This is a genomic window from Desulfosediminicola sp. (assembly GCF_048381775.1).
GTDB lineage: Bacteria > Desulfobacterota > Desulfobulbia > Desulfobulbales > Desulfocapsaceae > Desulfopila > Desulfopila ganghwensis.
Window position 1 is genome coordinate 20,292 of the sequence record NZ_JBLXGE010000021.1, and the last position, 22,996, is coordinate 43,287.

Sequence of the window (22,996 nt, forward strand, 5' to 3'; positions counted from 1 at the left end):
AATGAAAAAATCGCTTGAAATGTTCCGTAATCGTCGTGTTTTCATCACCGGTCATACCGGCTTTAAAGGCTCTTGGCTTGCATTTTTGTTGCATGAGATTGGTGCTGATGTAATGGGGTTTGCACTGCCCCCTGCTACTAAAGTGAATCATTTTGATTTGCTTGGGCTTAGTGAAAAAATCAAACATCGAATAGGTGACATTCGAGATGCTGACCATCTTACAACTACAATTCAAGAGTTCCAGCCAGAGTTTGTTTTTCATTTGGCAGCGCAAGCATTGGTAAGGCCTTCATATGATGATCCCGCTTCTACTTTTTCCACAAATGTAATTGGATCTGTCAATTTGCTGGATGCAGTACGGAAATGCGAGTCGATTCGATCCTTGGTATATATCACTTCCGATAAATGTTATGAAAATGTTGAATGGATTTGGGGGTATAGAGAGAATGATCTTCTCGGCGGCCGAGATCCTTATAGCGCATCTAAAGCAGCCGCCGAAATCGCGTTTTCCTCTTTTGCGCGTTCATACTTTCAACAACGCCCGACATTAGGTTCTGCAACTACAAGAGCTGGTAATGTGATTGGTGGCGGAGACTGGGCAGTCGATCGAATAATTCCCGATTGTATTCGTGCGATTGAGGCTGGCCAACCAGTACGCTTACGGAACCCTGGTGCAACTCGACCTTGGCAGCATGTTCTGGAGCCTCTAGCAGGGTACCTTTTACTGGCGGCCTTATTATATGAAGATCCAAAGCGTTGGGGCGGTTCATGGAATTTTGGTCCCTCTACCCACGAAGTGCGAACGGTGCAGAATGTTGCTGAAGTAATTGTAGAGCATATGGGTAAGGGTTGTATCGAGATTATAGAGTCACAAACGCAGGTTCATGAGGCTCGTTTACTTCAGTTAAATTGTGACAAGGCACATCAACTATTAGGTTGGTATCCTCGTTGGCAGGTTGAGAAAACACTGGAATCTACAGCGCTTTGGTACAAGACGATTTTGGATGGCGGCAATGCCGAACTGATTACCCGCGCACAGATACATGAATTCTTCCCGGAGCTGGCATGATCGATGGTCTGATATTGACGCCTCTACGACAGATTTTTGACGAACGGGGTAAAGTAATGCACATGATGCGCGAAGATTCACCCGTATTTTCAAGATTTGGAGAAATCTACTTTTCATGCACATATCCGGGCGTCGTTAAAGCATGGCATCTTCATAAAGAGATGACGCTGAATTATGCGGTCATTCACGGATCCATAAAATTCGTACTTTTTGATGATCGACCTCAAAGTCCAACCAAAGGAGAATTGCAGGAGCTGTTTATTTCTCCTGAGAACTATATGTTAGTAACCGTTCCACCCTTGATCTGGAACGGATTCAAATGTGTGGGTACTTCAGAATCCATTGTGGCAAATTGTTCGACACTACCACATTGTCGTGATGAGATTGAGCGTCGTCCCCCAAACGATTCCGCCATTCCGTATAACTGGGAATTGGTGCATCGCTAGTTTTAAGTCTCTAAAAAGCTTGGTTTTATACTTTTGAATGGTGTGACTATATGAAGGTTATTTTGCTTGCCGGTGGGTTTGGGACGCGTTTGTCGGAGTACACGGACATAGTTCCGAAACCCATGGTGCCAATAGGAGGGAAGCCAATCCTTTGGCACATTATGCAAAAGTATGCTCAATTCGGTCATAAAGACTTTTATGTGGCGTTGGGCTACAAATCAGAAGTGATAAAGGAATACTTTCTTAACTACAGGGCATTGCATGCGGATTTCACTGTTTGCCTTGAAACCGGGGATGTGACGCCTCATCAAATCGACCCGATCGACTGGAAAGTCACTCTTGTCAATACAGGTGCTGAAACGATGACAGGGGGAAGAGTCAAACGTATGAAATCCTTCATCGGAAACGAAACTTGCCTACTGACCTACGGCGATGGTGTTGCGGATATCGATCTTGATGCTTTGCTGACTTTTCACAAATCTCACGGAAAAATGGTAACTGTTTCCGCTGTTCGACCTGCAGCGCGGTTCGGAGAGCTAGAGATGGACGGTGCGCGTGTAACCAGTTTTCAAGAGAAGCCGCAATTGCATGACGGCTGGATCAATGGTGGATATTTTGTTCTTGAACCGGGCTTTTTCGAACTGATTGCAGACGATAGTACTATGCTGGAGCGCGAGCCATTGGAGTTGGCAACAAAAGCTGGTGAGTTGATGGCCTACCGACATGAGGGGTTCTGGCACTGTATGGACACCAAGCGGGATCATGAACTGCTCGAATCGCTTTGGGCAAAAGGTGCTCCTTGGGTTATCTAGCTTAACCATGCGCATTCTAATTACTGGTGGTTTTGGATTCATTGGCGGTAGGCTGGCTGTCTATCTAGGGAGTCTTGGACATGATATCGTGCTTAGTTCGCGGGAGAAATTTAATCCGCCGTCCTGGTTACCAAAAGCAGTAGTCACTAAGGTAAGCTGGGAGAGTGATCAAGAACTTGAAAAATGCTGCAAGGGCATAGAGGTGGTGATTCATGCCGCTGGCATGAATGCTCAAGACTGTGCTTTGGATCCGGTCGCTGCAATTTCTTTCAATGGCGTGGCAACTTCAAGATTAGTAAGTGCGGCGAGCAAAATGGCTGTAAAGCGTTTCATTTACCTTTCTACTGCCCATGTTTACATGAACCCGCTTGTAGGTGTAATCACAGAAGATACATGCCCGCGAAATATGCATCCTTATGCAACCTCTAACCTCGCGGGTGAATATTCGATACTGGGCGCCAGACAGCGATGCGAAATCGAGGGGGTGGTCTTGCGCCTTTCCAATGTTTTTGGCGCGCCGACACATCGGAATGTAAATTGCTGGATGCTATTGGTAAATGACTTGTGTCGACAGGCGGTGACAACGCGAAACATGGTGCTGCTTACAAACGGTCAACACCAACGTGACTTTATTGGAATGTCTCAAGTTTGCAGGGTAATTGAAAAATTTGTCTTTCCTCAGCAAGCATTTCGTCAAATTGAAATCGCCAATATAGGCTCAGGAGTCTCACAGCCAGTTCTCGACATGGCGATACTTGTCCAGCAACGATGCAGAGAGGTTCTTGGGTTTGAACCTTTGATTGAGCGCCCAATAGGTGCTTCTGATGAATCGCAACCAAATCTGCAATACCAGTCGGAAGTTCTCCCTAGGCTTGATGTTGGTTCAGAGTCTCAGGTCAGCACTACTGATATCGACGAATTATTACGATTCTGTCAATCTTCATTTTAGGTTAATTCTAGCAACCAATCGCATGAAAACTGAATGTAATCCCTTTGTCTCAGTGGTAATTCCGACATATAACCACGCCGAGTATCTACATCGGGCTCTGCTATCTGTATTCAATCAAACATATGTGAATTGGGAAGTAATTGTTGTTGACAACCATTCCACAGATAAGACCGAAGAAGTGATATCCAGTTTCAATGATCCTCGTCTTTTATACTTGAAAATTCATAACAACGGAGTGATTGCGGCTTCCAGGAACGCTGCAATTCAAATAGCCAAAGGAGAGTGGGTGGCATTCTTGGATTCTGACGATTGGTGGGCTTCTAATAAACTTCAGACTTGCATTGATAGAGTTGGTGACAATATTGATTTCATTTATCACGATTTGAAGATAGTACGAGAACGCACTGGACTCTGTGTAAGCGCAGTAAATAAGTCATGGCAACTCTCTGCTCCTGTGCTTATTGATCTATTGGTCAGAGGGAACGCCATATCTACATCCTCTGCGTTTGTACGTACTTTTCTGCTAAGACAGATTGGGGGCATGGATCAAAGACGAGAAATGATTGCGGCAGAGGATTATAATACATGGTTACGGATAGCTCAGTTCACAGATCATTTCAAGTATATTCCGTACGCACTTGGTTATTATCAAGTTCATAGCCAAAGTGTATCGTCAATCAAGGATATGTCGGTTCCGGCACGATTTGCCGCGGAAGCGTTCGTAAGTCGATTGGACTCCTATCAAAAAAAACGCTTCGAAGGAAATTTAAGTTATACACGAGGAAGGTATAACTATCGGGCAAGGAATTACAAAGCAGCGACAAATGACATCATAAATGCCTTCAAGTACGGGAGGCACACGCTAAAACCGAAACTAATTTGGATGTTCATAATGATTGTCGTTTTTCGTCGGAAGTAAGAATATTGACGTATTTCCATTTGAAACAATTTCCCAATGGTTCGATAGCGCTACTAGTAATTGTTGTATTGATATTCCCATTCGTTAATTTGTTGCACATTCTTTTTCCGATATTCATTGTTGGTAAGAGTGCTTGGATCATTGCACCGGTAGGTGTGATCACATCTCTCTACACTTACTCTCTTCTAATAAAGAGATTCAGATTGACATCATATGATTTTGGGTTTTTTGCAGTGACGTTACTGTCCTATTTAGTGTTCAATGCCAGAGCCATTGCATATGAAGACTATAGAAGCTTTCTAGATATGAGATTTATTGCAACTTGCCTTCTATTTATCGTGTTTACTCGTCATCTTATGCGTAATGAACTAGCCATGAGAATTTTAGCATACGCAATTTTAGCGCAGGGATTGGTGGTAACATTAGTACGTATTGTTAATTATTACTATTTTCCCTATGTCATGATTTCGTATGGAGGAGGGTCTGACAATGAAGCATTTATTAACACAGAAGGGAGTTTAACGCGCGATCTGCTGCTTGGTTCGTCAATTTCCGCCAATATTATTCTCTGCGGGATGTTCGTAAATGTAATTCTTGTAAAACACCTGATTACCAAAGTAAACTCGTTTGTCTTCCTCTCAATGCAATTATTAATGCTGCTATCAGTTTTCACTACAATTAGCAGATTCCCAATAGTTATTGCAATCATATTCTTTCTTTTTTCATTTTTGCAATTGAGGTTGATTAAGCTTAGGACGTTGTTCGGAATAATATGTGTGATTTCTGTTACGATTTTTACTATTACCTCATTGGAAGTAGACTACTTGTCATTCTTCGATCGCTTTGGCGAGACGAGCGGACGTTACGATAAATTGAAAGCCACTTTTCTTCTTGTTTCGAACTCTATGACAGATTTTGCTATTGGATCTTCCTCTGAACTAGTTAATTCGACAATGGTTAATGGTCTTACAATATCAGATAATTCCTATGGCTTAGTTGCTACGACCTTTGGTATACCATTTATGATTATTTTTTTTGCATTTCTGTTCCGCATATTTACTAAAATTAAATCTGACAGTTACTCTATTTTGTTCCTTCTATACATTTCTCTTGCCTTTGGTATTACCAATAGCATTCTGTGGGAGCCGTGGGTATTCACAGCTTTTCTAACTCTCGGGGTTTCTGCCTTCTATGGTTATGAACCTTCTAAGGTTTGGAGGTGGGGGCACCGTTCCATGGAAACTAAAGATATTTCTGGGATTAGATCATGATGAAAGAAAAGCGTGCTGTTATTCTGGCTGGCGGCAAAGGAACTCGCTTAAGACCGTACACAGTCGTACTTCCTAAACCACTGATGCCGGTTGGGGACTACTCAATTCTGGAGGTGATCATACGGCAGTTGTTAAGCAATGGATTCAATAGAATTACTTTAGCTGTTAATCATCAAGCAGAAATAATTAAGGCTTTTTTTGGTGATGGTTCTAAGTGGGGAATTTCTATTGACTACTCATTGGAACTTACTCCTTTGGGCACGATGGGGCCTCTAAAATTGATTCCAGATCTCCCAGAAGATTTCCTTGTTCTGAATGGAGATATTCTAACGGACCTCGACTTTGCCCGTTTCTTTGAACAGCATGTTGAAAGTGGAAATCTCTTTACAATTTCATCTTATTTACGCGTACAGAACATTGACTATGGTGTGCTAGAAACTGATCAAGACAATAGATTGGTCGGATTTCAGGAGAAACCCAATAATACATACCAAGTCAGCATGGGTATCTACATGGTCAATAGAAAGGTACTTTCCCACATTGCAGACGAGCAGACATACGGGTTCGACAACCTTATGCATGATCTGATGCGTTCCAGTCTTCCGATACATGTCGAGAGATTCTCCGGTTACTGGCTTGACATCGGTAGACCCGATGACTATATGCAGGCTATCGAAGAGTTCGAAACATGGAAAGAGGTTTTTATCCGTGCCTGAGGTGATGGTTACCGGTTCCACTGGTTTCATTGGGCAGCACTTGACGAAGAGACTATTCAGCTTAGGTTTTCAAGTCACAGCTTTAACCCGATCCAATGGCGATATTTCTGACAGTGCAACTTGGGATGCTCTGAAGGCCGTTGAAACTGTTGTTCATCTAGCTGCGAATACATTTGTGCCAGATAGTTGGCAGAAACCAAACTCCTATTTGAAAACCAATCTGACTGGGACGATCCTTGCCCTGGAATACTGCAGGCGTCATGGTGCGAATTTTGTGTACCTGAGCTCTTATTTGTATGGGAATCCTGAGGAACTACCGATCCCTGAGGCATCACAGCTTATTGCAAGTAACCCCTACGCTTTGTCCAAAAAACTTGCGGAAGATGTCTGTAGATTTTATGCAGAAAATTTTGGGGTCAAAGTCACTATCTTGAGGCCGTTTAACGTATTTGGACCAGGCCAGTCTGGACATTTTCTAATTCCTTCGATTATTGACCAGATCAATTCTGACACCGTTATCACAGTACAGGATCTCGAACCAAAGCGAGATTATGTGTATGTAGATGATCTCGTCGAGGCAATCGTATTGGCTATGCGAAATCGACGGGACTTCGATGTCTTCAATATTGGAACAGGGCAAAGTTATTCCGTACAGGATCTCATTCAGATTATTCAAGACATAAAGGGAACAGCGCTTGCTGTTAAAGCCGTCGGCAAGAGACGCCATGGCGAAGTGATGGACACTCGTGCGGACATAAGTCGTGCAAAGAGTTTTCTTAACTGGGAGCCGCAGTTTAGTTTGAAATCGGGTCTGGCATCCATGCTAATAAGCAGATCCTCATTTGATATCGTGAGTTAGCATCAACCGTGAGTTAATTTATGAACACATCATTGGAAGACATTCTACTCTCTGGCATCTATGCCTAAATATATCGTAGTTGGAGCAGATCCCCGTGCACACACTAATCACCATGGAGGAGTTCTCACGCTATGTGCTGGTTTATTTGACTATGCGAGCGAACGCGGCATTACGTTAACCACAATCAATACATTACGGCTGGATATGTCTCCGATTTCTACCCTAAGTAGAATCCGAATGGGAATGAGTAGAGTGCGTCAGCTTTTTTCTCTGTTTCGTAATGACAGCACCTATCAAGGTGCGATTTTGTTCACCGGCGCTGGTTTTAGTTTCTTCGAACGCACGACTTTGGCACTCTTGTGTCGGTTTTTTCAAGTGTCTACTATCATGATAATTGTGGACGGTGCGTTTGTGAACGTACGTAGATCCAATCCTCTCTATAGATACCTGATATCTGTGCTGCTGAGAGTCCCGAACAAACAGCTGGCAAGCGGACAACAATGGGTGGACCTTTTCAAGGACCTCGGTTTAAGGGAAGCAAGAGTCCTGCATACACTGTATTGGTTACCGCGAACTTTTAAGGTAATAGACAGCCCGAAGTCAGCATCTCTTGACCGGCCTCTTAGATTTGTATTTGTGGGGTGGTTAATAAAAGAGAAGGGCGTCGAGGAATTACTTTCCGCAATTGATCTGCTACGGGGTCGATTCCAGTTTGAATTCACTTTTGTAGGTGGTGGCGAGCTACTTGATTCAGTACGAAACCACATCAAGTTGAAAGAATGGACCTCCGAAGTGTCTGTTCTTGGATGGGTTGATAATAGCGAATTCCAGCAACTCTTGGAGTCGCAAGATGTCTTTGTGTTACCTAGTTATTCCGAAGGATTTCCCATGTCGCTTATCGAAGCATTTTCAAAGGGACTTCCTGCGATTGTAAGTGATGTTGGAGGTGTCTCAGACTCATTAGTCAGTGGGAAAAATGGTTACTTGATCAAGCCGAGGGATACCGATTCACTTGTTGAAGCAATGGAAAGGTATTTGAAAAACCCAAAGTTATTAGATGTGCAGTCGATCGCAGCACTCGACACGATAAAGAGCAATCACAATTTGAATACCAATTGTGATCTAATCTTTACAGCTCTTAGGAAGTAGAACGAAATGAGGCTACAATTTTGTGGTGTGCAATCGAGGCTAGATAATGTGTGGTATTAGCGGGATTTCATATCCCCCGCAGATAGCTTTTGATTCTCGTTTACTACAAGAGTCGTTGCGCGCGTTGACGCATCGCGGGCCGGATGACTCGGGAATATATGAGGACAGAGACGCTGGTTTGGGCCTTGCCCACGCTCGACTATCTATACAAGATGTTTCGTCGTTGGGGCATCAGCCGATGCATAGCTCAAATGGCGAAGTCATCCTGGTATTTAACGGTGAAATCTACAACTTTCGCGAGCTTCGCCAGTCTTTGGAGTTGAAGGGCGTGAGTTTTCAGGGGCAGTCAGATACTGAAGTTGTCTTGAATCTCTATCTTGTCGAAGGCGAGAAGATGCTGTCTCGAATGAATGGAATCTTTGCCTTGGCAGTTTGGGATCGCCGCAAGGGAACCTTGCTTATTGCTAGGGATGGGTTAGGAGTTAAACCTCTCTACTACTCGAGTGTCGATGGCAAATTTTCATTTGCCAGTGAAATTAAGTCGCTTTTGAAACTTGCACCTAAGAAACACGAACTCGATTTGGAAGCAATACATCGCTATCTGAGTTATCTATGGTGTCCCGGAGAGGGCACCCCTTTAAAAGCTGTCCGCAAGTTGTTACCAGGGTATGCAATACAAGTACGTGCAGGGGAGATTGTCCGCAGTTGGTGTTGGTATCAGTTGCCAATATTCCAGACATCAAAAATCATACTTGCAGAGCACGAGTCAATTTCTGGTGTAAAAGACCATCTAGCACAGGCTGTGAGACGTCAAATGGTAGCGGATGTGCCAGTAGGCGCGTTTCTGTCGGGTGGTTTGGATTCCAGCGCTATCGTTGCCATGGCCTGCGAGACACACCCCAAAATCCCCTGCTTTACAATTGAATCGCTAGGGGGACCAGAAAAGGGTATGAAAGACGATTTGCCTTATGCCAGAAAAGTGGCCAAGCACTTGGGTGTGCCTCTGGAAGTGGTTACCATTGATGCAAATAGAATGGCAGACGATCTGGAAAAAATGGTTGCACAATTGGATGAACCATTAGCAGACCCTGCATCACTCAATGTGCTCTATATTAGTCAATTGGCGCGCAATCAGGGCATAAAGGTCTTACTTTCAGGTGCAGGTGGAGACGATCTATTTACTGGCTATCGCCGACATAGGGCAGTGCAGGCCGAGTCGTTGTGGTCATGGTTACCAAAAGATGTACGTCACGGGCTAGCATATACTACCGGAAAGTTGAATCAACAACGTAACTTGGGTAGGCGCGTCAGGAAACTGTTTAGTGGTGCGGCGTTGGAAGGCGACGAACGGTTGGTCGAGTACTTCAAGTGGATCAAAGAGACGGAGTTGCGAGCGTTGTACTCTACAGAAACCAGACAGAAACTGAGTTCAGTGATGGCTGCTCGTCCAATGATGGATTTCCTTAAACCCTTGTCAAAGGATATCAAGCCGTTGGAACGAATGCTGGCTCTGGAACAGCGCTTCTTTCTTACCGATCACAACTTGAACTACACCGACAAAATGTCCATGGCGGCAGGAGTCGAGGTGAGGGTTCCATTTTTGGATCTGGATCTCGTCGATTTTGCGTCACAAGTGCCATTGGCACTCAAACAACGCGGAGGGGAAGGTAAATGGGTACTCAAGAAGGCTATGGAATCGTATTTGCCAAAGGATGTGATCTATCGACCCAAGAGCGGTTTCGGAGCGCCAATACGACGATGGATGCGTCACGAACTTCGCGATCTATTGCATGACCTTCTTTCAAGTGAAAGTCTGACTCGTAGAGGACTATTTGAACCGGGCGCTGTCCTTAAACTCATTGAGGCAAACGATGCCGGGCGCATCGATGCCAACTACACTTTACTTGCAATGCTCTGCATTGAGATATGGTGCAGAACCTACCTGGACTCCCCAAGTGCTAATTGATTTGATTGCAGGCGCAAGACCAAACTTCGTGAAGATCGCAGCGATAATTCGTGCACTGGAAAATTATGAAGTTACAGGTGGAAATCTGAAGTATCGATTGGTTCATACAGGGCAACACTATGATGCAAGAATGTCAGGTGTATTTTTTGATCAGTTGGAGATACCCGATCCGGATGTAAATCTTGAGGTGGGATCAGGCACGCAAGCTGAACAAGCCTCTGCCATCATGACACGCTACGAGGCATTGCTTATTAAGGAGCCAAGTGATCTCTGTCTAGTAGTTGGTGATGTTACATCCACCATGGCAACTGCAATTGCCGCACAGAAATTGCGTATCCCTGTTGCTCATGTAGAGGGTGGTATACGATCCGGAGACTGGACTATGCCGGAAGAAATTAATCGTATGGTGACGGATGCTATTAGCAATTGGTTCTTTACAACCAGCGAAGTTGCAAACATGAATTTGCGCAATTCTGGTGTTGAGAACGACAGAATTTTTTTTGTAGGTAACACCATGATAGATACCTTGCTGACCAGCATGCACAGATTGAATCCTCCCGATTTCTGGGATTCCCTAGAATTGCAGCCTGGGAACTATCTTGTTCTGACGATGCACCGACCATCCAATGTGGATAATGGAGATCAGTTCACTGAGATGTTGAACGCAGTAGTTTCCGGAGCGCGAGGAATGCCAGTAGTGTTCCCTGTGCACCCTCGAACGGCAAAGATGTTGGAAGCGGTGATCAACATCCCCGGCAACCTCAAGTTGGTGGAACCACAATCCTATCTGGAGTTCAATTATCTGGTTAAGAATGCCTTTGCCGTCATTACGGACTCAGGTGGTATCACTGAGGAGGCCACGGTAATGGGTATTCCTTGCCTCACTTTACGTGATTCTACGGAGCGGCCTGAAACCGTTACGATGGGTACAAACGAGCTAATCGGCAGCAATCCGGCTAACCTAGCTCCCGCGATGGAAAAATTATTCGCAGGGAATTGGAAGAGTGGCACGATTCCAGAAAAATGGGATGGCAAAACTGGTAGCAGAATAGTGGAGATTTTGCAGCGCTTGGTGCAGCAGGGGAAATTGAAAACATCAATCAGGGCCGCTTCGTGAAGCAAATACTGCAGGACATGGGCAATGGAGTAACGCGCACTGTTGATGCGCCTGCGCCTGCATGCAAGCGCGGACACCTCTTGATTAATACAAGCTTATCTTTGATATCCGCCGGCACGGAACGTATGTTGGTTGATTTCGGCAAGGCGTCTTATATTGCCAAAGCTCGCCAGCAACCTGAAAAAGTTAAAATGGTACTAGAGAAAATCCAAACGGATGGATTAGGCTCAACCATTGACGCAGTAAGGTCAAAACTGGCCCAGCCGTTACCGCTCGGTTACAGCAATGTGGGCGTGATAGCAGAGGCGGGTGATGACATTATAGGTTTTCGAATTGGCGATCGTGTTGTTTCCAACGGCGCACACGCTGATGTTGTTCTCGTTCCGAAAAACTTATGCGCGAAAATTCCCGATAACGTATCCGATGAACAGGCATCCTTTGTTGTGCTCGCTAGTATTGGTTTGCAGGGCATTCGTTTGCTACAGCCAAGCCTTGGTGAGTGTATTGTTGTGACTGGCGTCGGTTTGATAGGACTGCTGACAGTCCAATTATTGTATGCACAGGGTTGTCGTGTGCTGGCGATTGATTTTGACGAATCCAGACTTGCTTTGGCGCGGCAGTTTGGGGCAGAAACTTGCAATCCTAGTGCCGGGATTGACCCAGTTGCCGCAGGAATGACCTTCAGCCAAGGCCACGGTGTAGACGGAGTAATTATCACTGCATCTACCAAGACTAGCGATCCTGTTGTTCAAGCCGCGCGCATGAGCAGAAAACGTGGGCGCATTGTTTTGGTAGGTGTCACTGGTCTTGAATTGAATCGAGCCGACTTTTACGAGAAAGAACTGTCTTTCCAGGTTTCGTGTTCATATGGCCCTGGTCGTTACGACTCAAGCTATGAAGAACAAGGCCACGACTACCCCATCGGTTTCGTGCGATGGACGGAGCAGCGTAATTTTGAAGCTGTGTTAGACATGATGGCATCGAAGCGAATAGACACCTCGCCCTTGTTAACTCACCGTTTCAAATTTGAAAATGCATCTGAAGCTTATGAACAACTTTCGGCGGACAAGTCGGCACTGGGAATCTTGTTGGAGTATGAAAGTAATTCGGCTGATCGGCATCTGCGCCGTAAGCGACTTGAGTGCACCGTGCAATTCGGCTCCAAGGCTTCTCAGCCAATAGTCGGGTTCGTTGGTGCGGGAAATTATGCCTCACGCATATTGATACCGGCATTCAAAGCGGCCGGTGCGCGCCTGCATTCTATTGCCACGTCCGGCGGAGTGAGTGCGGTGGTTCATGGTGAGAAAGCGGGTTTCGCGGAAGCCACCACGGAAACCGTGGCTATGATAAGCAGCGATGCCATCAACACTGTCGCCATTGTCACGCGACACAACAGTCATGCGGACCTGGTGATTCAAGCCTTGAAAGCCAGAAAAAATGTATTTGTTGAAAAACCTCTTGCAATAAATCACGAGGAGTTACTGGGCGTTCAGCAGGCATATGAGGATTCATTGACTGATGGAGCAGGACCATTGCTGATGGTTGGATTCAATCGTCGATTCTCGCCTCAGATTCAGAAAATCAGAACCCTGCTGATATCTGTCTGCGAGCCAAAGACGTTTGTTATGACAGTGAATGCGGGCTTCATACCGTCTGACCACTGGACCCAGAACAAGGAAGTAGGAGGCGGACGAATCATAGGCGAAGCCTGCCATTTCATCGATCTGATGCGTTACCTGGCAGATTCGGCAATTGTTTCCGTTCAAGCGCGTCGAATGGGAAATAGCGATTCGGATGCGGTTAGTGAAGACAAGGCCTCCATTCTGCTTGGATTTGAGGACGGTTCGTTTGGGACCATTTTATATCTTGCGAATGGTGCGGGTTCGTTTCCAAAAGAACGAATAGAAGTATTTGCTGCAGGTCGTGTGTTGCAGCTCGATAATTTTCGCAAGCTGAAAGGATATGGATGGCCTGGGTTCCGTAGAATGAATCTATGGCGGCAAGACAAGGGACAGGTCGCTTGTGCCACCGCGTTTGTACGGGCCATTAAACAAGGTGCCACATCACCTATAGCAGCTTCGGAGTTGTTCGAGGTCGCCCGAGTCAGTATCGAAGTGGCCGAGTTGCTGCGTCAGCAATGAGTTTGTTCACTCTAAGAGCGCAGACAGCACTCAAACTGGGCTTGGGAAACGTACTGCGAGTCATTGTGTACCGAATGGGAATTGCACTAGGACTGAATCCAGTAAAGCGGCTGATTGCACCAAAGCTGGATAATCCCTTCTTCCTGTTACATGAATCGCCTCACATCGAACTGCCACCCCGCAAAGGCTGGTACGAATACAGCGAAGCATTTGGGATCAAAATTAGTAGGCTTTCTGAGCGCCCCCCGAACTGGTTCATTGGATGCAACACAAACCAATCGACACGATTTGGCAGTTTGTTCTGGTGGCAGATTCCCGACTTTGATCCATCAATAGGCGACATCAAGGTGATATGGGAGGCTTCTCGGTTCGACTGGGTCATTGCATGTACAGAACAAATGATGTCAGGTGACAAGGATGCATGGCAACGACTGGAATTCTGGTTGAAGGATTGGTGCCTTAATAATCCTCCATATAAAGGTCCAAACTGGAAGTGTGGTCAGGAAGCGTCCATTCGAGTGCTGCACTTAGCTTTGGGTGCAAGACTACTGGGCCAGCATTCGAGACCATCCTCAGGTCTGCTGGATCTGTTGACGACCCATTTGCAACGAATCGCACCCACTCTCCAATATGCACTCGCACAAGATAATAATCATGGTACGTCGGAGGCTGCTGCGCTGTTTATAGGAGGAAGTTGGTTGGCGGCAGTAGGAGATAAACGGGGAGCCTCTTGGGAGAGAATTGGACGCAAATGGCTGGAAAATCGCGCAAAACGATTGATCGCATCGGATGGGAGTTTCAGTCAATATTCGGTAAACTATCATCGCTTGCTGCTTGATACTTTGGTGATGGTGGAACTTTGGCGTGGCACGCTTGAGCTGCCTCGGTTCAGTTCTGCGTTTTACGAGCGTGCCCGCGCCGCAACTCATTGGCTGTACTCATTCGTGCAGGTCTCGACAGGTGATGCCCCCAATATTGGCGCCAACGACGGGGCACGATTGTTGCCACTGACTGACACCGACTATAGAGATTACAGACCGTCGGTACAACTGGCCGCAGCACACTTTCTTGACGCCCGTGCATATTCTGGTGCCGGTGATTGGAATCTGCCTTTACAGTGGCTGGGAATACCTGTCCCTGAAAAAACACTTCCTTCGATCACAAGTGAAATTTTCGACTGCGGAGGATATGCGGTTCTGCATTTTGGGTCGGCTACGGCAGTCTTGCGCTACCCTTGCTTTCGCTTTCGACCTGGGCAGGCTGATGCTCTTCACCTGGATTTATGGGTTAATAACGAAAACTATTTACGCGATGGAGGTACTTATAGTTACAGCGGCGATCCAGCAGAAATGCGCTATTTTTCAGGTACAGCGTCACATAATACAGTGCAATTTGATGGACGTGATCAGATGCCGAGAATCAGCAGGTTCTTGTTCGGTGGTTGGCCTAAAGCACGTGTAGTTGAACCGCTCAATGTTGAACCGACTTCACACTCGTTTTCAGTAGCCTATCGCGATCATTGGCGCTGTAAACATCAGCGAAAAGTACAATTGTCAGCCGGTTTCATGAAAGTTGTCGATAACGTATCCGGCTTCACTGACAAAGCAGTGCTACGTTGGCGACTGAAACCGGGCGAGTGGCGGATTGCAAACTCCACAGTGAGCTGCAGGGGTTTTTCCGTGAAAGTCACTAGTAATGTGGAAATTCAGCGCATTTCCTTAGTGACGGGCTGGGAGTCACGTTACTATTTGACCAAGAGTGAAATCCCTGTTCTGGAGATCGAAATCAACCATGCTGGCGAGTTGATAACCTGTGTTGAATGGGAAGCGAAATGAAAGTCCTCTATTTCCATCAACACTTTGTGACGCCTATGGGGGCAGGTGCAACCCGCTCTTATGCAATGGCGCAGAAGCTGATCCAACGTGGGCATAGCGTCACTATGGTTTGCGGAAACTTTCAAGGAGGAACTACCGGATTGTCAGGAGAATTTTTCAAAGGCTTTCGTCGTGGTTTAGTTGATGGAATTGATGTGATTGAGTTGGAACTTCAATATTCGAATAGTGACGGATTCATGAAAAGGGGTAGAACGTTTTTCAGTTTTGCAATTCGGAGTGCAAGAATCGCTTTAGGTGAAAGCTATGACATAGTGTTTGCAACGACAACACCGCTCACTGCAGGGATACCCGGTATATTTGCCAGATGGCTGCGGCGTAAACCTTTTGTATTTGAGGTGCGTGACCTTTGGCCAGAACTACCGAAAGCCATGGGCGTGATTTCCAATCCAATCATTCTATGGGCCATGGGCATCCTAGAATGGCTGAGCTATCACTCTGCAAACCGACTGATTGGGCTTTCCCCTGGGATTGTCAGTGGGATAAGAGCAAGGGGCATTGAAGCTGAGCGGATCATCATGGTGCCAAATGGCTGTGACCTTGACATATTCTCGGCGGATGTTGATCCTTGGAGACCAGACAGCATCCTTCCAACCGACTTCATGGCTGTGTTCGCGGGAACTCATGGAATAGCAAATGGCCTTGACGCAGTACTGGATGCAGCTGTCGAGCTCAAGATTAGGGAACGTAGCGATATAAAATTTTTGTTAATTGGAAACGGCAAGTTGAAGCAAACGCTCCAGGCTCGTGTTCAAAGAGAGAGACTGAATAATGTAGTGTTTCATGAGCCCGTAATCAAAAACAAATTGGCTGGTCTTATGTTGAGCACTGACCTTGGTATGCAAATACTGGCCAATGTGCCAGCATTCTATTACGGCACCTCGCCAAATAAATTCTTTGACTACATAGCAGCGGGTTTACCAGTACTAAATAATTATCCAGGATGGCTGGCGGATATGATCATATCGACGGATTGTGGATTTTCCATTCCACCAGATGATCCTGTGTCTTTTGCTGATTCACTTGAAGAAGCAGCTGGAGACAAAGAAAGATTGAATAAAATGGGAGAGAACGGCCTTGAGTTAGCGCGACGTGAGTTCGATCGCGAGAAACTGTCGGAACAGTTTGTTGACTGGCTAGAGTCTACATTTTGCAACTGGCTGATTGATAGAAAACATGGCAAAAGTACGGAAGATTTTAAATGAGAGATATCAACTCATTGATTGAGTTTATACGAGGGATTTACGGACAGGACTATATACCGCTACATAGACCTGTTTTCGAAGGCAACGAACGATCTAGATTGATTGCCTGCATCGATTCCAACTTTGTATCATCAGTAGGCCCTGAAGTCATCGAATTCGAAAACAGGATCGCCGAGTTTGTTGGATGCCGATACGCGGTAGCCACAGTAAACGGAACCGCCGCGCTGCATATCGCATTGCAGTTGGCGGGAGTCAAGCACGGGGATGAAGTGATAAGTCAGGCGCTGACATTTATCGCAACGTGCAATGCAATAAGCTACGCGGGAGCGAAACCGGTATTCGTTGATGTTGATTTAGATACTCTTGGCATGAGTCCAGTGTCTTTGCGGCGCTGGCTTGTCGATAACATTGAGTTGCGCGACGGACACGCTATCAATAGTAAAACGGGTGCTCGAATCTCAGCTTGTGTACCTATGCATACCTTCGGTCTGCCGTGCCGAATAGAAGAGATTGTCGCTATCTGTGAGGAATTTGGCATACCTGTGGTGGAGGATGCTGCGGAGTCTTTAGGCAGCTATGTAGGTGTTCGTCATACCGGTACTTTCGGATTGTTGTCAACCCTGAGCTTCAATGGCAACAAGATCGTCACAACCGGCGGTGGTGGTATGATTGTGACAGATGATGAGTCCTTGGCAAAACAAGCCAAACACATGACAACGACAGCAAAGGTTTTGCATCCGTATGAATTTGAGCACGATCTAGTTGCGTATAACTACCGATTACCAAATCTCAATGCCACGCTTGGTTGTTCACAAATGGAAAAGCTGCCGATCATGCTTGAGATAAAAGCGGAAATTGCGCGCCGTTACCAGGAATTCTGCGCAGCCAATCAGTTGAAGTACATAGCTGCGCTGCCCAACACAACCCCAAACTATTGGTTGAATGCCATCGTGTTGGACGATCTCACCCAGCGTAACGCCTTTCTTGAACATACTAACCGTCAGGGCATAATGACACGCCCTGTCTGGAAGTTGATGAGCTCATTGATGATGTTCAAGAACTGTCAGAACGATGGGTTGGAAACTTCTCGCTGGCTTGAGGAGCGAGTGGTGAATCTGCCGTCGAGTGTACCTGAAAGCGAGTTCTGGAGGATCAGACAGTGAAAGTATTGAAGCTGATTGGCCGAGACAAGGCATTGTTCTCTGCTGATCTGAAGCGTGAAGACGGTCAGTTATTGGAAGTAGTAGAAGGTAGCAAATTTCTCGTTATTGGAGGTGCCGGTTCCATTGGCCAGGCAGTAACACGCGAAATATTCAAACGCAATCCTGTCGCATTGCATGTTGTAGACATCAGTGAAAACAACATGGTGGAACTGGTGCGCGATATCCGCAGCACACTGGGTTACATCAAAGGGGATTTCCGAAGTTTTGCTATTGATTGCGGAGGGCGAGAATTCAGCGCGCTCATGAACGCATCGAAAGGATATGACTTTGTGCTGAATCTCTCGGCGCTGAAACACGTACGCAGTGAGAAGGACCCGTTCACCTTGATGCGGTTGATCGAGGTGAACATCCTGAACACCTTGAGTACTTTTCGCCAAGCATTGGAGCAGGGTGCGCGCAAGTACTTCTGTGTGTCAACGGACAAGGCTGCAAATCCAGTCAACATGATGGGCGCGAGCAAACGGATCATGGAAATGTTTCTGATGCGAGAGAGCCAGAACCTGCTGGTTTCGACTGCTCGTTTCGCCAATGTCGCATTCTCGGACGGATCGTTGCTGCACGGCTTCAATCAACGTTTCGCCAAGCATCAGCCTATTGCGGCCCCCAATGACGTACGGCGATATTTTGTCACGCCTCAGGAGTCAGGGGAGTTGTGTTTGATGTCCTGTTTGCTGGGCGATAATCGCGATGTCTTTTTCCCAAAGTTAAACGAGGCGTTGGACCTGACGCGTTTCTCCGATATTGCCGTACGTTACCTAGCGATGCAGGGGTATGAGCCTTTTGAGTGCGCATCGGAGCAGGAAGCACGTGACCGTTGTGCAGAATTGATTCCAAAGAAGAAATGGCCAGTGTACTTTTTTTCTAGCGACACGACCGGTGAGAAGGATTTCGAGGAGTTCTTCACGGATGCAGAAACGCTGGACATGGCGCGTTTTGAAAGTATTGGTGTAATTAAGAATGCGGCGACGTTTGAGGAGCAGAAACTGACTTATTTCCTTGACGAAATTGCTCGCATTCGTCGTCAACACGTATGGGATAAACTAGAAATTGTAGCGCTTTTCAATGAGATGATTCCCGGTTTTGATCACAAGGAAACCGGCAAATACCTGGATAACCGGATGTAATGTCCAAGAAAATTTCTAACGTTCCATCATATTCGTCGCGCGACAAGGCCTTCTACCGCCAGGTTGCGCTTTTACATATGAAAGGAATAAATAGAGGCTTTCTGCCTCAGTTAGGCCAAGGATTCATGACGTTGTTGTATGAAGCAATAGATGGGTGCAACGCAAGTGTGCTGATCGTGGAGATTGAAAATAACGAGGTCATTGGTTTCGTGTCGGGGGCTGCGAGCATGAAACCGTTATATCGGCAGTTGCTATGCAAACCCCTGCTTCTTTTAATGACGTTGCTGCCGTCATTGATCAGGCCGCAGCGACTCAAACGTATTTATGAAATCCTGCGCTATAGCAGTAGTGCGAATATTGATGAAGAATTAACGCTGCCCGAGTTTGAGCTACTGAGCATAGTTGTGGCCCCTGCCGCACGGGGCACTGGGTGCAGTGGGCGCTTGTACCAAAAAATGATTGAATATTGTGAGCAACAACAGATCGAAACGTTCAAGATTATCGTAGGTGATGCATTAGCACCGGCACACCGCTTTTACCAACGCATGGGCGCGAAACCGCTAGGCAGGATTGAGGTGCATGCGGGAAAAGGCTCGGTGATCTACGAGCAAGTAGTTCCAACAAGAGGGAAGAACAAGAATGGTTAGGTTATTGGATATTTTTTTTGCCGTGTTGGGTTTGTTAGTTTTAGGCATCTTCATGCTAGGTGCAACGGCAATCAATTTGTGCACTGGTGAGCACAAGGTTCTCTATAAACAGAATCGAGTAGGCAAATACGGTAAGGATTTCAAGCTCTACAAATTTGCGACCATGCTGGAGAATAGTCCTAATCTTTCCGGCGGTCTTGTGACAGCGGTGAATGATCCACGCGTGTTACCTTTTGGTCGTTTCTTGCGCCGCACCAAGGTGAATGAGTTACCTCAACTTTTCAATATTCTTAAAGGCGATATGAGCTTCGTCGGTCCGCGTCCTCAAACCCGTCCCCACTATAGTTTATACACCCCCACACAGCAGCGCGTGATCGATGATACTGGGCCAGGGTTGACGGGTGTGGGTTCGCTATTCTTCCGTAATGAGGAGCAAATGCTCGTGGACTGCGGTTGTGATCCCATCCGGTTCCACGACGATGTTGTCACCCCCTATAAAGGCGACCTTGAGGTGTGGTACGCGCAACATAAGTCTGTGCTACTGTATTTCAAGATCATCTACCTGACCGCGGCCAGTATTATCAATCGCCACTTGAATACACTTAACTATTTCAAAGAACTACCCACGCCACCGCCTGAATTAATGGCACTGTTAACAGACGAACAACGCGCGATGTTTTCAGTCTCTTAAAAAGTGCCATCAGTTATCCCGGAAAATAGTATGCATAACACTAAACTCGCAATTATCGGCCTGGGCTATGTCGGCCTGCCCCTTTGCGTGGAATTTGCTCGTAAATATCCAACCACTGGTTTTGATATCTCTCAGCGTCGCGTCAATGAACTAACTCACGGGATTGACCGGACTTGCGAGGTCGATGAAGATGATTTAAAGGCAGTGTGCAAAACAAGAGATCTGCGGTTCTCAACTCTCTCCGATGATATTGCCGATTGTAATGTTTACATAGTGACCGTGCCAACCCCAGTTGATCGTGATCATCGTCCATGTTTGATAGCACTTTTAGGTGCTTCAAAAACAGTTGGCAAAGTATTGAAAAAAGGAGATATCGTTATCTACGAGTCTACTGTGTATCCAGGCGCTACAGAGGAAGACTGTGTGCCTGTGTTAGAGCATGTGTCAGGCTTGAAATTCAATGAAGACTTTTTCTGTGCTTATTCGCCAGAGAGAGTTAATCCAGGCGATAATACTCGCACAGTAACACAGATCAAAAAAGTCACTTCGGGTTCGACTCCAGAGATCGCAAAGAGAGTTGATGAACTATACGCAAGCATCATTACCGCGGGCACTCATCTCGCTCCTTCCATCAGAGTGGCTGAAGCCGCCAAAGTAATTGAAAATGCACAACGTGATGTGAATATTGCTTTTGTTAATGAGCTCTCCATGATCTTCAACCGTATGGGTATCCGTACCAAAGATGTGTTGGAGGCTGCAGCGACGAAATGGAATTTTTTACCTTTTAAGCCGGGCTTAGTTGGTGGTCATTGTATAGGGGTTGACCCTTATTACTTAACAAAAAAAGCGCTAGAGGTTGGTTATAACCCGGAAATAATTTTGGCGAGCCGGCGCTTGAACGAAAACATGGGTATTTATGTTGCCAATCAAGTAATTAAATTGTTAATTGCAAAAGAGAAAAAAATTAAAGGCTCGAGGGTGCTAGTGCTGGGTATTACTTTTAAAGAAAATTGTCCAGATATTCGTAATTCCCGCGTGGTCGATGTTATTGGTGAGCTAAAAGAATTTGGGTGCCTAGTAGATGTTTTTGATCCGTGGGCAGACGCTCGGGAAGTGAGAGAAGAATACGATATTGAGATGTTACCGTCACAGGAAGTAACAGAGTTCTGTGATTATGATGGCATTGTTCTCGCCGTTGCACATCGTGAATTTTTAGATTTACCTTTTCGCCCCAAACTTACGCAAGTTATATACGATATAAAGTCAGTGCTTAATGATAGCGATGGATCTCTTTAAGTCTCTTAGTCTGTGAATATAAAAACCACAAAACGCACTCAGCATTACCGACACATTTCGATAATTGCCGCCATATTAGTCTTATTTCTGCTCTCTATACCCGGGCAGTGGATTTCAGCTCTTCAATTGTATATCCACCCTTTGTGGCCATGGCCATCCTCAGGCTTAGCATCCTCTGAAATCCCTATAGACAAAGTTGTTCATGCCTCCCTGTTCTTAGTGTGCGGTGCGTTGTTCGTGCGTGGATGGCACGTTCTGCAGCAGCATTGGTATCTCATTTTTTTATTGCTGCTGCTCTATGCGGTTCTGACTGAAGTTATTCAAATTTTTGTGCCGGGGCGCAGCGCCAGCATAGGGGATTTGATTGCGGATGTTGTTGGTATTGGGGTAGGGGTGGGGTTTGCGGTGGTGTATCTGCGCAAGCGTCGTTTTTAGTAGTGAGGTTAGTCCCCTAGGCCAGGCAGTTGGGCTTGCCATCTGGCGATGTCGCCCAGCTTTTCTTGTACCCACGCTTGGTCGTGATAGGTGTGGAGGTAACGCTCACCGGTATCGCACAGCACTGTCACTATAGAGCCCGTGTCCTCATGCTCGTGCATCTCTTTCGCTAGTTGCAATGCCCCCCACAGGTTCGTGCCTGTGGATCCTCCCGCCTTCCTTCCTGTTAATTTCTCTAACCATCGCAGTGCCGCAATCGAAGCGCCATCTGGCACCTGAATCATTCTGTCGATGACCCCTGGGGTAAACGACGGCTCCACTCGTGGCCTGCCAATGCCTTCTATGCGACTGCCTACATTGCTGGTGAGTGTTTTGTCGCCTGTCATAAAGCTTTCATAGAATACCGAGTTCTCTGGGTCCACGATCACCAGTTCTGTTTCAAATCGGCGGTAGCGAATATAACGGCCTAACGTGGATGACGTACCGCCAGTGCCGCAGCTCATCACTAGGTAGCGGGGCAGGGGAAAGCGCTCTTGTTCCATCTGTTTAAAAATGCTTTCGGCAATATTGTTATTGCCTCGCCAATCTGTAGCACGTTCGGCATAGGTAAATTGGTCCATGTAATGGCCATTCTTCTCATTTGCTAAACGTTCTGCCTCTGCGTATATCTGCTCACCGCGCTCAACAAAATGGCATTGGCCACCGTAAAACTCCACCAACTTGATCTTCTCTTTGGCCGTGCTTGCCGGCATTACCGCGATAAAGGGTAAGCCTATCAAACGGGCAAAATAGGCTTCTGAAACGGCTGTGGAGCCTGAGGAGGCCTCTATGATTGGAGTATCTTGATTGATATGCCCATTGCAAAGCCCGTAGAGGAACAATGATCGCGCTAAACGGTGCTTTAAGCTCCCGGTTGGGTGAGTGCTCTCATCCTTCAAATAGATGTCTACCCCTGGGTAACAGGGCAGGGGGAGTTTAATAAGATGGGTGTCGGCAGTGCGCTGAAAGTCGGCATCTATTTTACGTATGGCTTCGTTGACCCAATGGCGCATGGTGGCTCCGCAGCGAT

At 46.4% G+C, this 22,996-nt stretch carries 21 protein-coding genes; 20 read left to right on the forward strand and 1 reads right to left on the reverse strand.

What is annotated here, in order from left to right; all coding sequences use genetic code 11:
- Position 1: 1 nt before the first annotated feature.
- From rfbG to ACN5NT_RS23005, 20 genes are all read left to right on the forward strand, one after another.
- Positions 2-1,069 (forward strand): CDP-glucose 4,6-dehydratase, encoded by a 1,068-nt coding sequence (gene rfbG, locus ACN5NT_RS22910; protein WP_419177025.1) that lies wholly within the window; start codon positions 2-4, stop codon positions 1,067-1,069.
- Entirely contained in the window at positions 1,066-1,515 is a 450-nt protein-coding gene (locus tag ACN5NT_RS22915; protein WP_419177005.1) for a dTDP-4-dehydrorhamnose 3,5-epimerase family protein, read from the forward strand. Before rfbG ends, ACN5NT_RS22915 begins: the two co-directional genes overlap by 4 nt.
- A gap of 50 nt (positions 1,516-1,565) precedes the next feature.
- Entirely contained in the window at positions 1,566-2,327 is a 762-nt protein-coding gene (gene rfbF / locus ACN5NT_RS22920) for a glucose-1-phosphate cytidylyltransferase (RefSeq protein ID WP_419177006.1), read from the forward strand.
- Entirely contained in the window at positions 2,278-3,276 is a 999-nt protein-coding gene (locus ACN5NT_RS22925; RefSeq protein ID WP_419177007.1) for an SDR family oxidoreductase, read from the forward strand. The genes rfbF and ACN5NT_RS22925 overlap by 50 nt, the downstream gene beginning before the upstream one ends.
- Before the next feature lie 22 nt (positions 3,277-3,298).
- Positions 3,299-4,195, forward strand: coding sequence for a glycosyltransferase family 2 protein (locus ACN5NT_RS22930; protein ID WP_419177008.1), 897 nt, complete (start codon positions 3,299-3,301; stop codon positions 4,193-4,195).
- Between the two features lie 203 nt (positions 4,196-4,398).
- The gene (locus tag ACN5NT_RS22935) at positions 4,399-5,466 is read left to right on the forward strand and encodes a hypothetical protein (protein ID WP_419177009.1); all 1,068 of its coding nucleotides are present in this window, start codon (positions 4,399-4,401) and stop codon (positions 5,464-5,466) included.
- Positions 5,466-6,182 carry a nucleotidyltransferase family protein gene (locus ACN5NT_RS22940; RefSeq protein WP_419177026.1) on the forward strand — a complete coding sequence of 239 codons (717 nt, stop codon included), beginning with the start codon at positions 5,466-5,468 and terminating at the stop codon, positions 6,180-6,182. The genes ACN5NT_RS22935 and ACN5NT_RS22940 overlap by 1 nt, the downstream gene beginning before the upstream one ends.
- On the forward strand, positions 6,175-7,041 hold the full coding sequence (locus ACN5NT_RS22945) for an NAD-dependent epimerase/dehydratase family protein (RefSeq protein ID WP_419177010.1): 867 nt from the start codon (positions 6,175-6,177) through the stop codon (positions 7,039-7,041). The genes ACN5NT_RS22940 and ACN5NT_RS22945 overlap by 8 nt, the downstream gene beginning before the upstream one ends.
- 60 nt (positions 7,042-7,101) lie before the next feature.
- Positions 7,102-8,190: a glycosyltransferase gene (locus ACN5NT_RS22950; RefSeq protein WP_419177011.1), complete on the forward strand. Its 1,089-nt coding sequence runs from the start codon at positions 7,102-7,104 to the stop codon at positions 8,188-8,190.
- Positions 8,191-8,236: 46 nt separating this feature from the next.
- Positions 8,237-10,156, forward strand: coding sequence for an asparagine synthase (glutamine-hydrolyzing) (gene asnB, locus ACN5NT_RS22955; RefSeq protein WP_419177012.1), 1,920 nt, complete (start codon positions 8,237-8,239; stop codon positions 10,154-10,156).
- A complete protein-coding gene (gene wecB / locus ACN5NT_RS22960) occupies positions 10,146-11,273 on the forward strand; it encodes a non-hydrolyzing UDP-N-acetylglucosamine 2-epimerase (protein WP_419177013.1) in 1,128 nt (375 codons plus the stop codon). Before asnB ends, wecB begins: the two co-directional genes overlap by 11 nt.
- Positions 11,270-13,414, forward strand: coding sequence for a bi-domain-containing oxidoreductase (locus ACN5NT_RS22965; protein WP_419177014.1), 2,145 nt, complete (start codon positions 11,270-11,272; stop codon positions 13,412-13,414). The genes wecB and ACN5NT_RS22965 overlap by 4 nt, the downstream gene beginning before the upstream one ends.
- Positions 13,415-13,488: 74 nt before the next feature.
- Positions 13,489-15,249 (forward strand): heparinase II/III family protein, encoded by a 1,761-nt coding sequence (locus tag ACN5NT_RS22970; protein ID WP_419177015.1) that lies wholly within the window; start codon positions 13,489-13,491, stop codon positions 15,247-15,249.
- Entirely contained in the window at positions 15,246-16,511 is a 1,266-nt protein-coding gene (locus tag ACN5NT_RS22975) for a glycosyltransferase family 4 protein (protein WP_419177016.1), read from the forward strand. The genes ACN5NT_RS22970 and ACN5NT_RS22975 overlap by 4 nt, the downstream gene beginning before the upstream one ends.
- Positions 16,508-17,674: a LegC family aminotransferase gene (locus tag ACN5NT_RS22980; RefSeq protein WP_419177017.1), complete on the forward strand. Its 1,167-nt coding sequence runs from the start codon at positions 16,508-16,510 to the stop codon at positions 17,672-17,674. Before ACN5NT_RS22975 ends, ACN5NT_RS22980 begins: the two co-directional genes overlap by 4 nt.
- Positions 17,671-18,858 (forward strand): UDP-N-acetylglucosamine 4,6-dehydratase, encoded by a 1,188-nt coding sequence (locus tag ACN5NT_RS22985; protein WP_419177018.1) that lies wholly within the window; start codon positions 17,671-17,673, stop codon positions 18,856-18,858. Before ACN5NT_RS22980 ends, ACN5NT_RS22985 begins: the two co-directional genes overlap by 4 nt.
- Positions 18,858-19,505 (forward strand): N-acetyltransferase family protein, encoded by a 648-nt coding sequence (locus ACN5NT_RS22990; RefSeq protein WP_419177019.1) that lies wholly within the window; start codon positions 18,858-18,860, stop codon positions 19,503-19,505. Before ACN5NT_RS22985 ends, ACN5NT_RS22990 begins: the two co-directional genes overlap by 1 nt.
- Positions 19,498-20,196, forward strand: coding sequence for a sugar transferase (locus tag ACN5NT_RS22995; protein ID WP_419177020.1), 699 nt, complete (start codon positions 19,498-19,500; stop codon positions 20,194-20,196). The genes ACN5NT_RS22990 and ACN5NT_RS22995 overlap by 8 nt, the downstream gene beginning before the upstream one ends.
- A 30-nt stretch (positions 20,197-20,226) precedes the next feature.
- The gene (locus ACN5NT_RS23000) at positions 20,227-21,492 is read left to right on the forward strand and encodes a nucleotide sugar dehydrogenase (protein WP_419177021.1); all 1,266 of its coding nucleotides are present in this window, start codon (positions 20,227-20,229) and stop codon (positions 21,490-21,492) included.
- 12 nt (positions 21,493-21,504) lie between these two features.
- Positions 21,505-21,927: a VanZ family protein gene (locus ACN5NT_RS23005; RefSeq protein WP_419177022.1), complete on the forward strand. Its 423-nt coding sequence runs from the start codon at positions 21,505-21,507 to the stop codon at positions 21,925-21,927.
- Between the two features lie 8 nt (positions 21,928-21,935).
- Here ACN5NT_RS23005 and ACN5NT_RS23010 read toward each other — a convergent pair whose 3' ends face one another.
- Positions 21,936-22,979 carry a PLP-dependent cysteine synthase family protein gene (locus ACN5NT_RS23010; protein WP_419177027.1) on the reverse strand — a complete coding sequence of 348 codons (1,044 nt, stop codon included), beginning with the start codon at positions 22,977-22,979 and terminating at the stop codon, positions 21,936-21,938.
- Positions 22,980-22,996 lie beyond the last annotated feature (17 nt).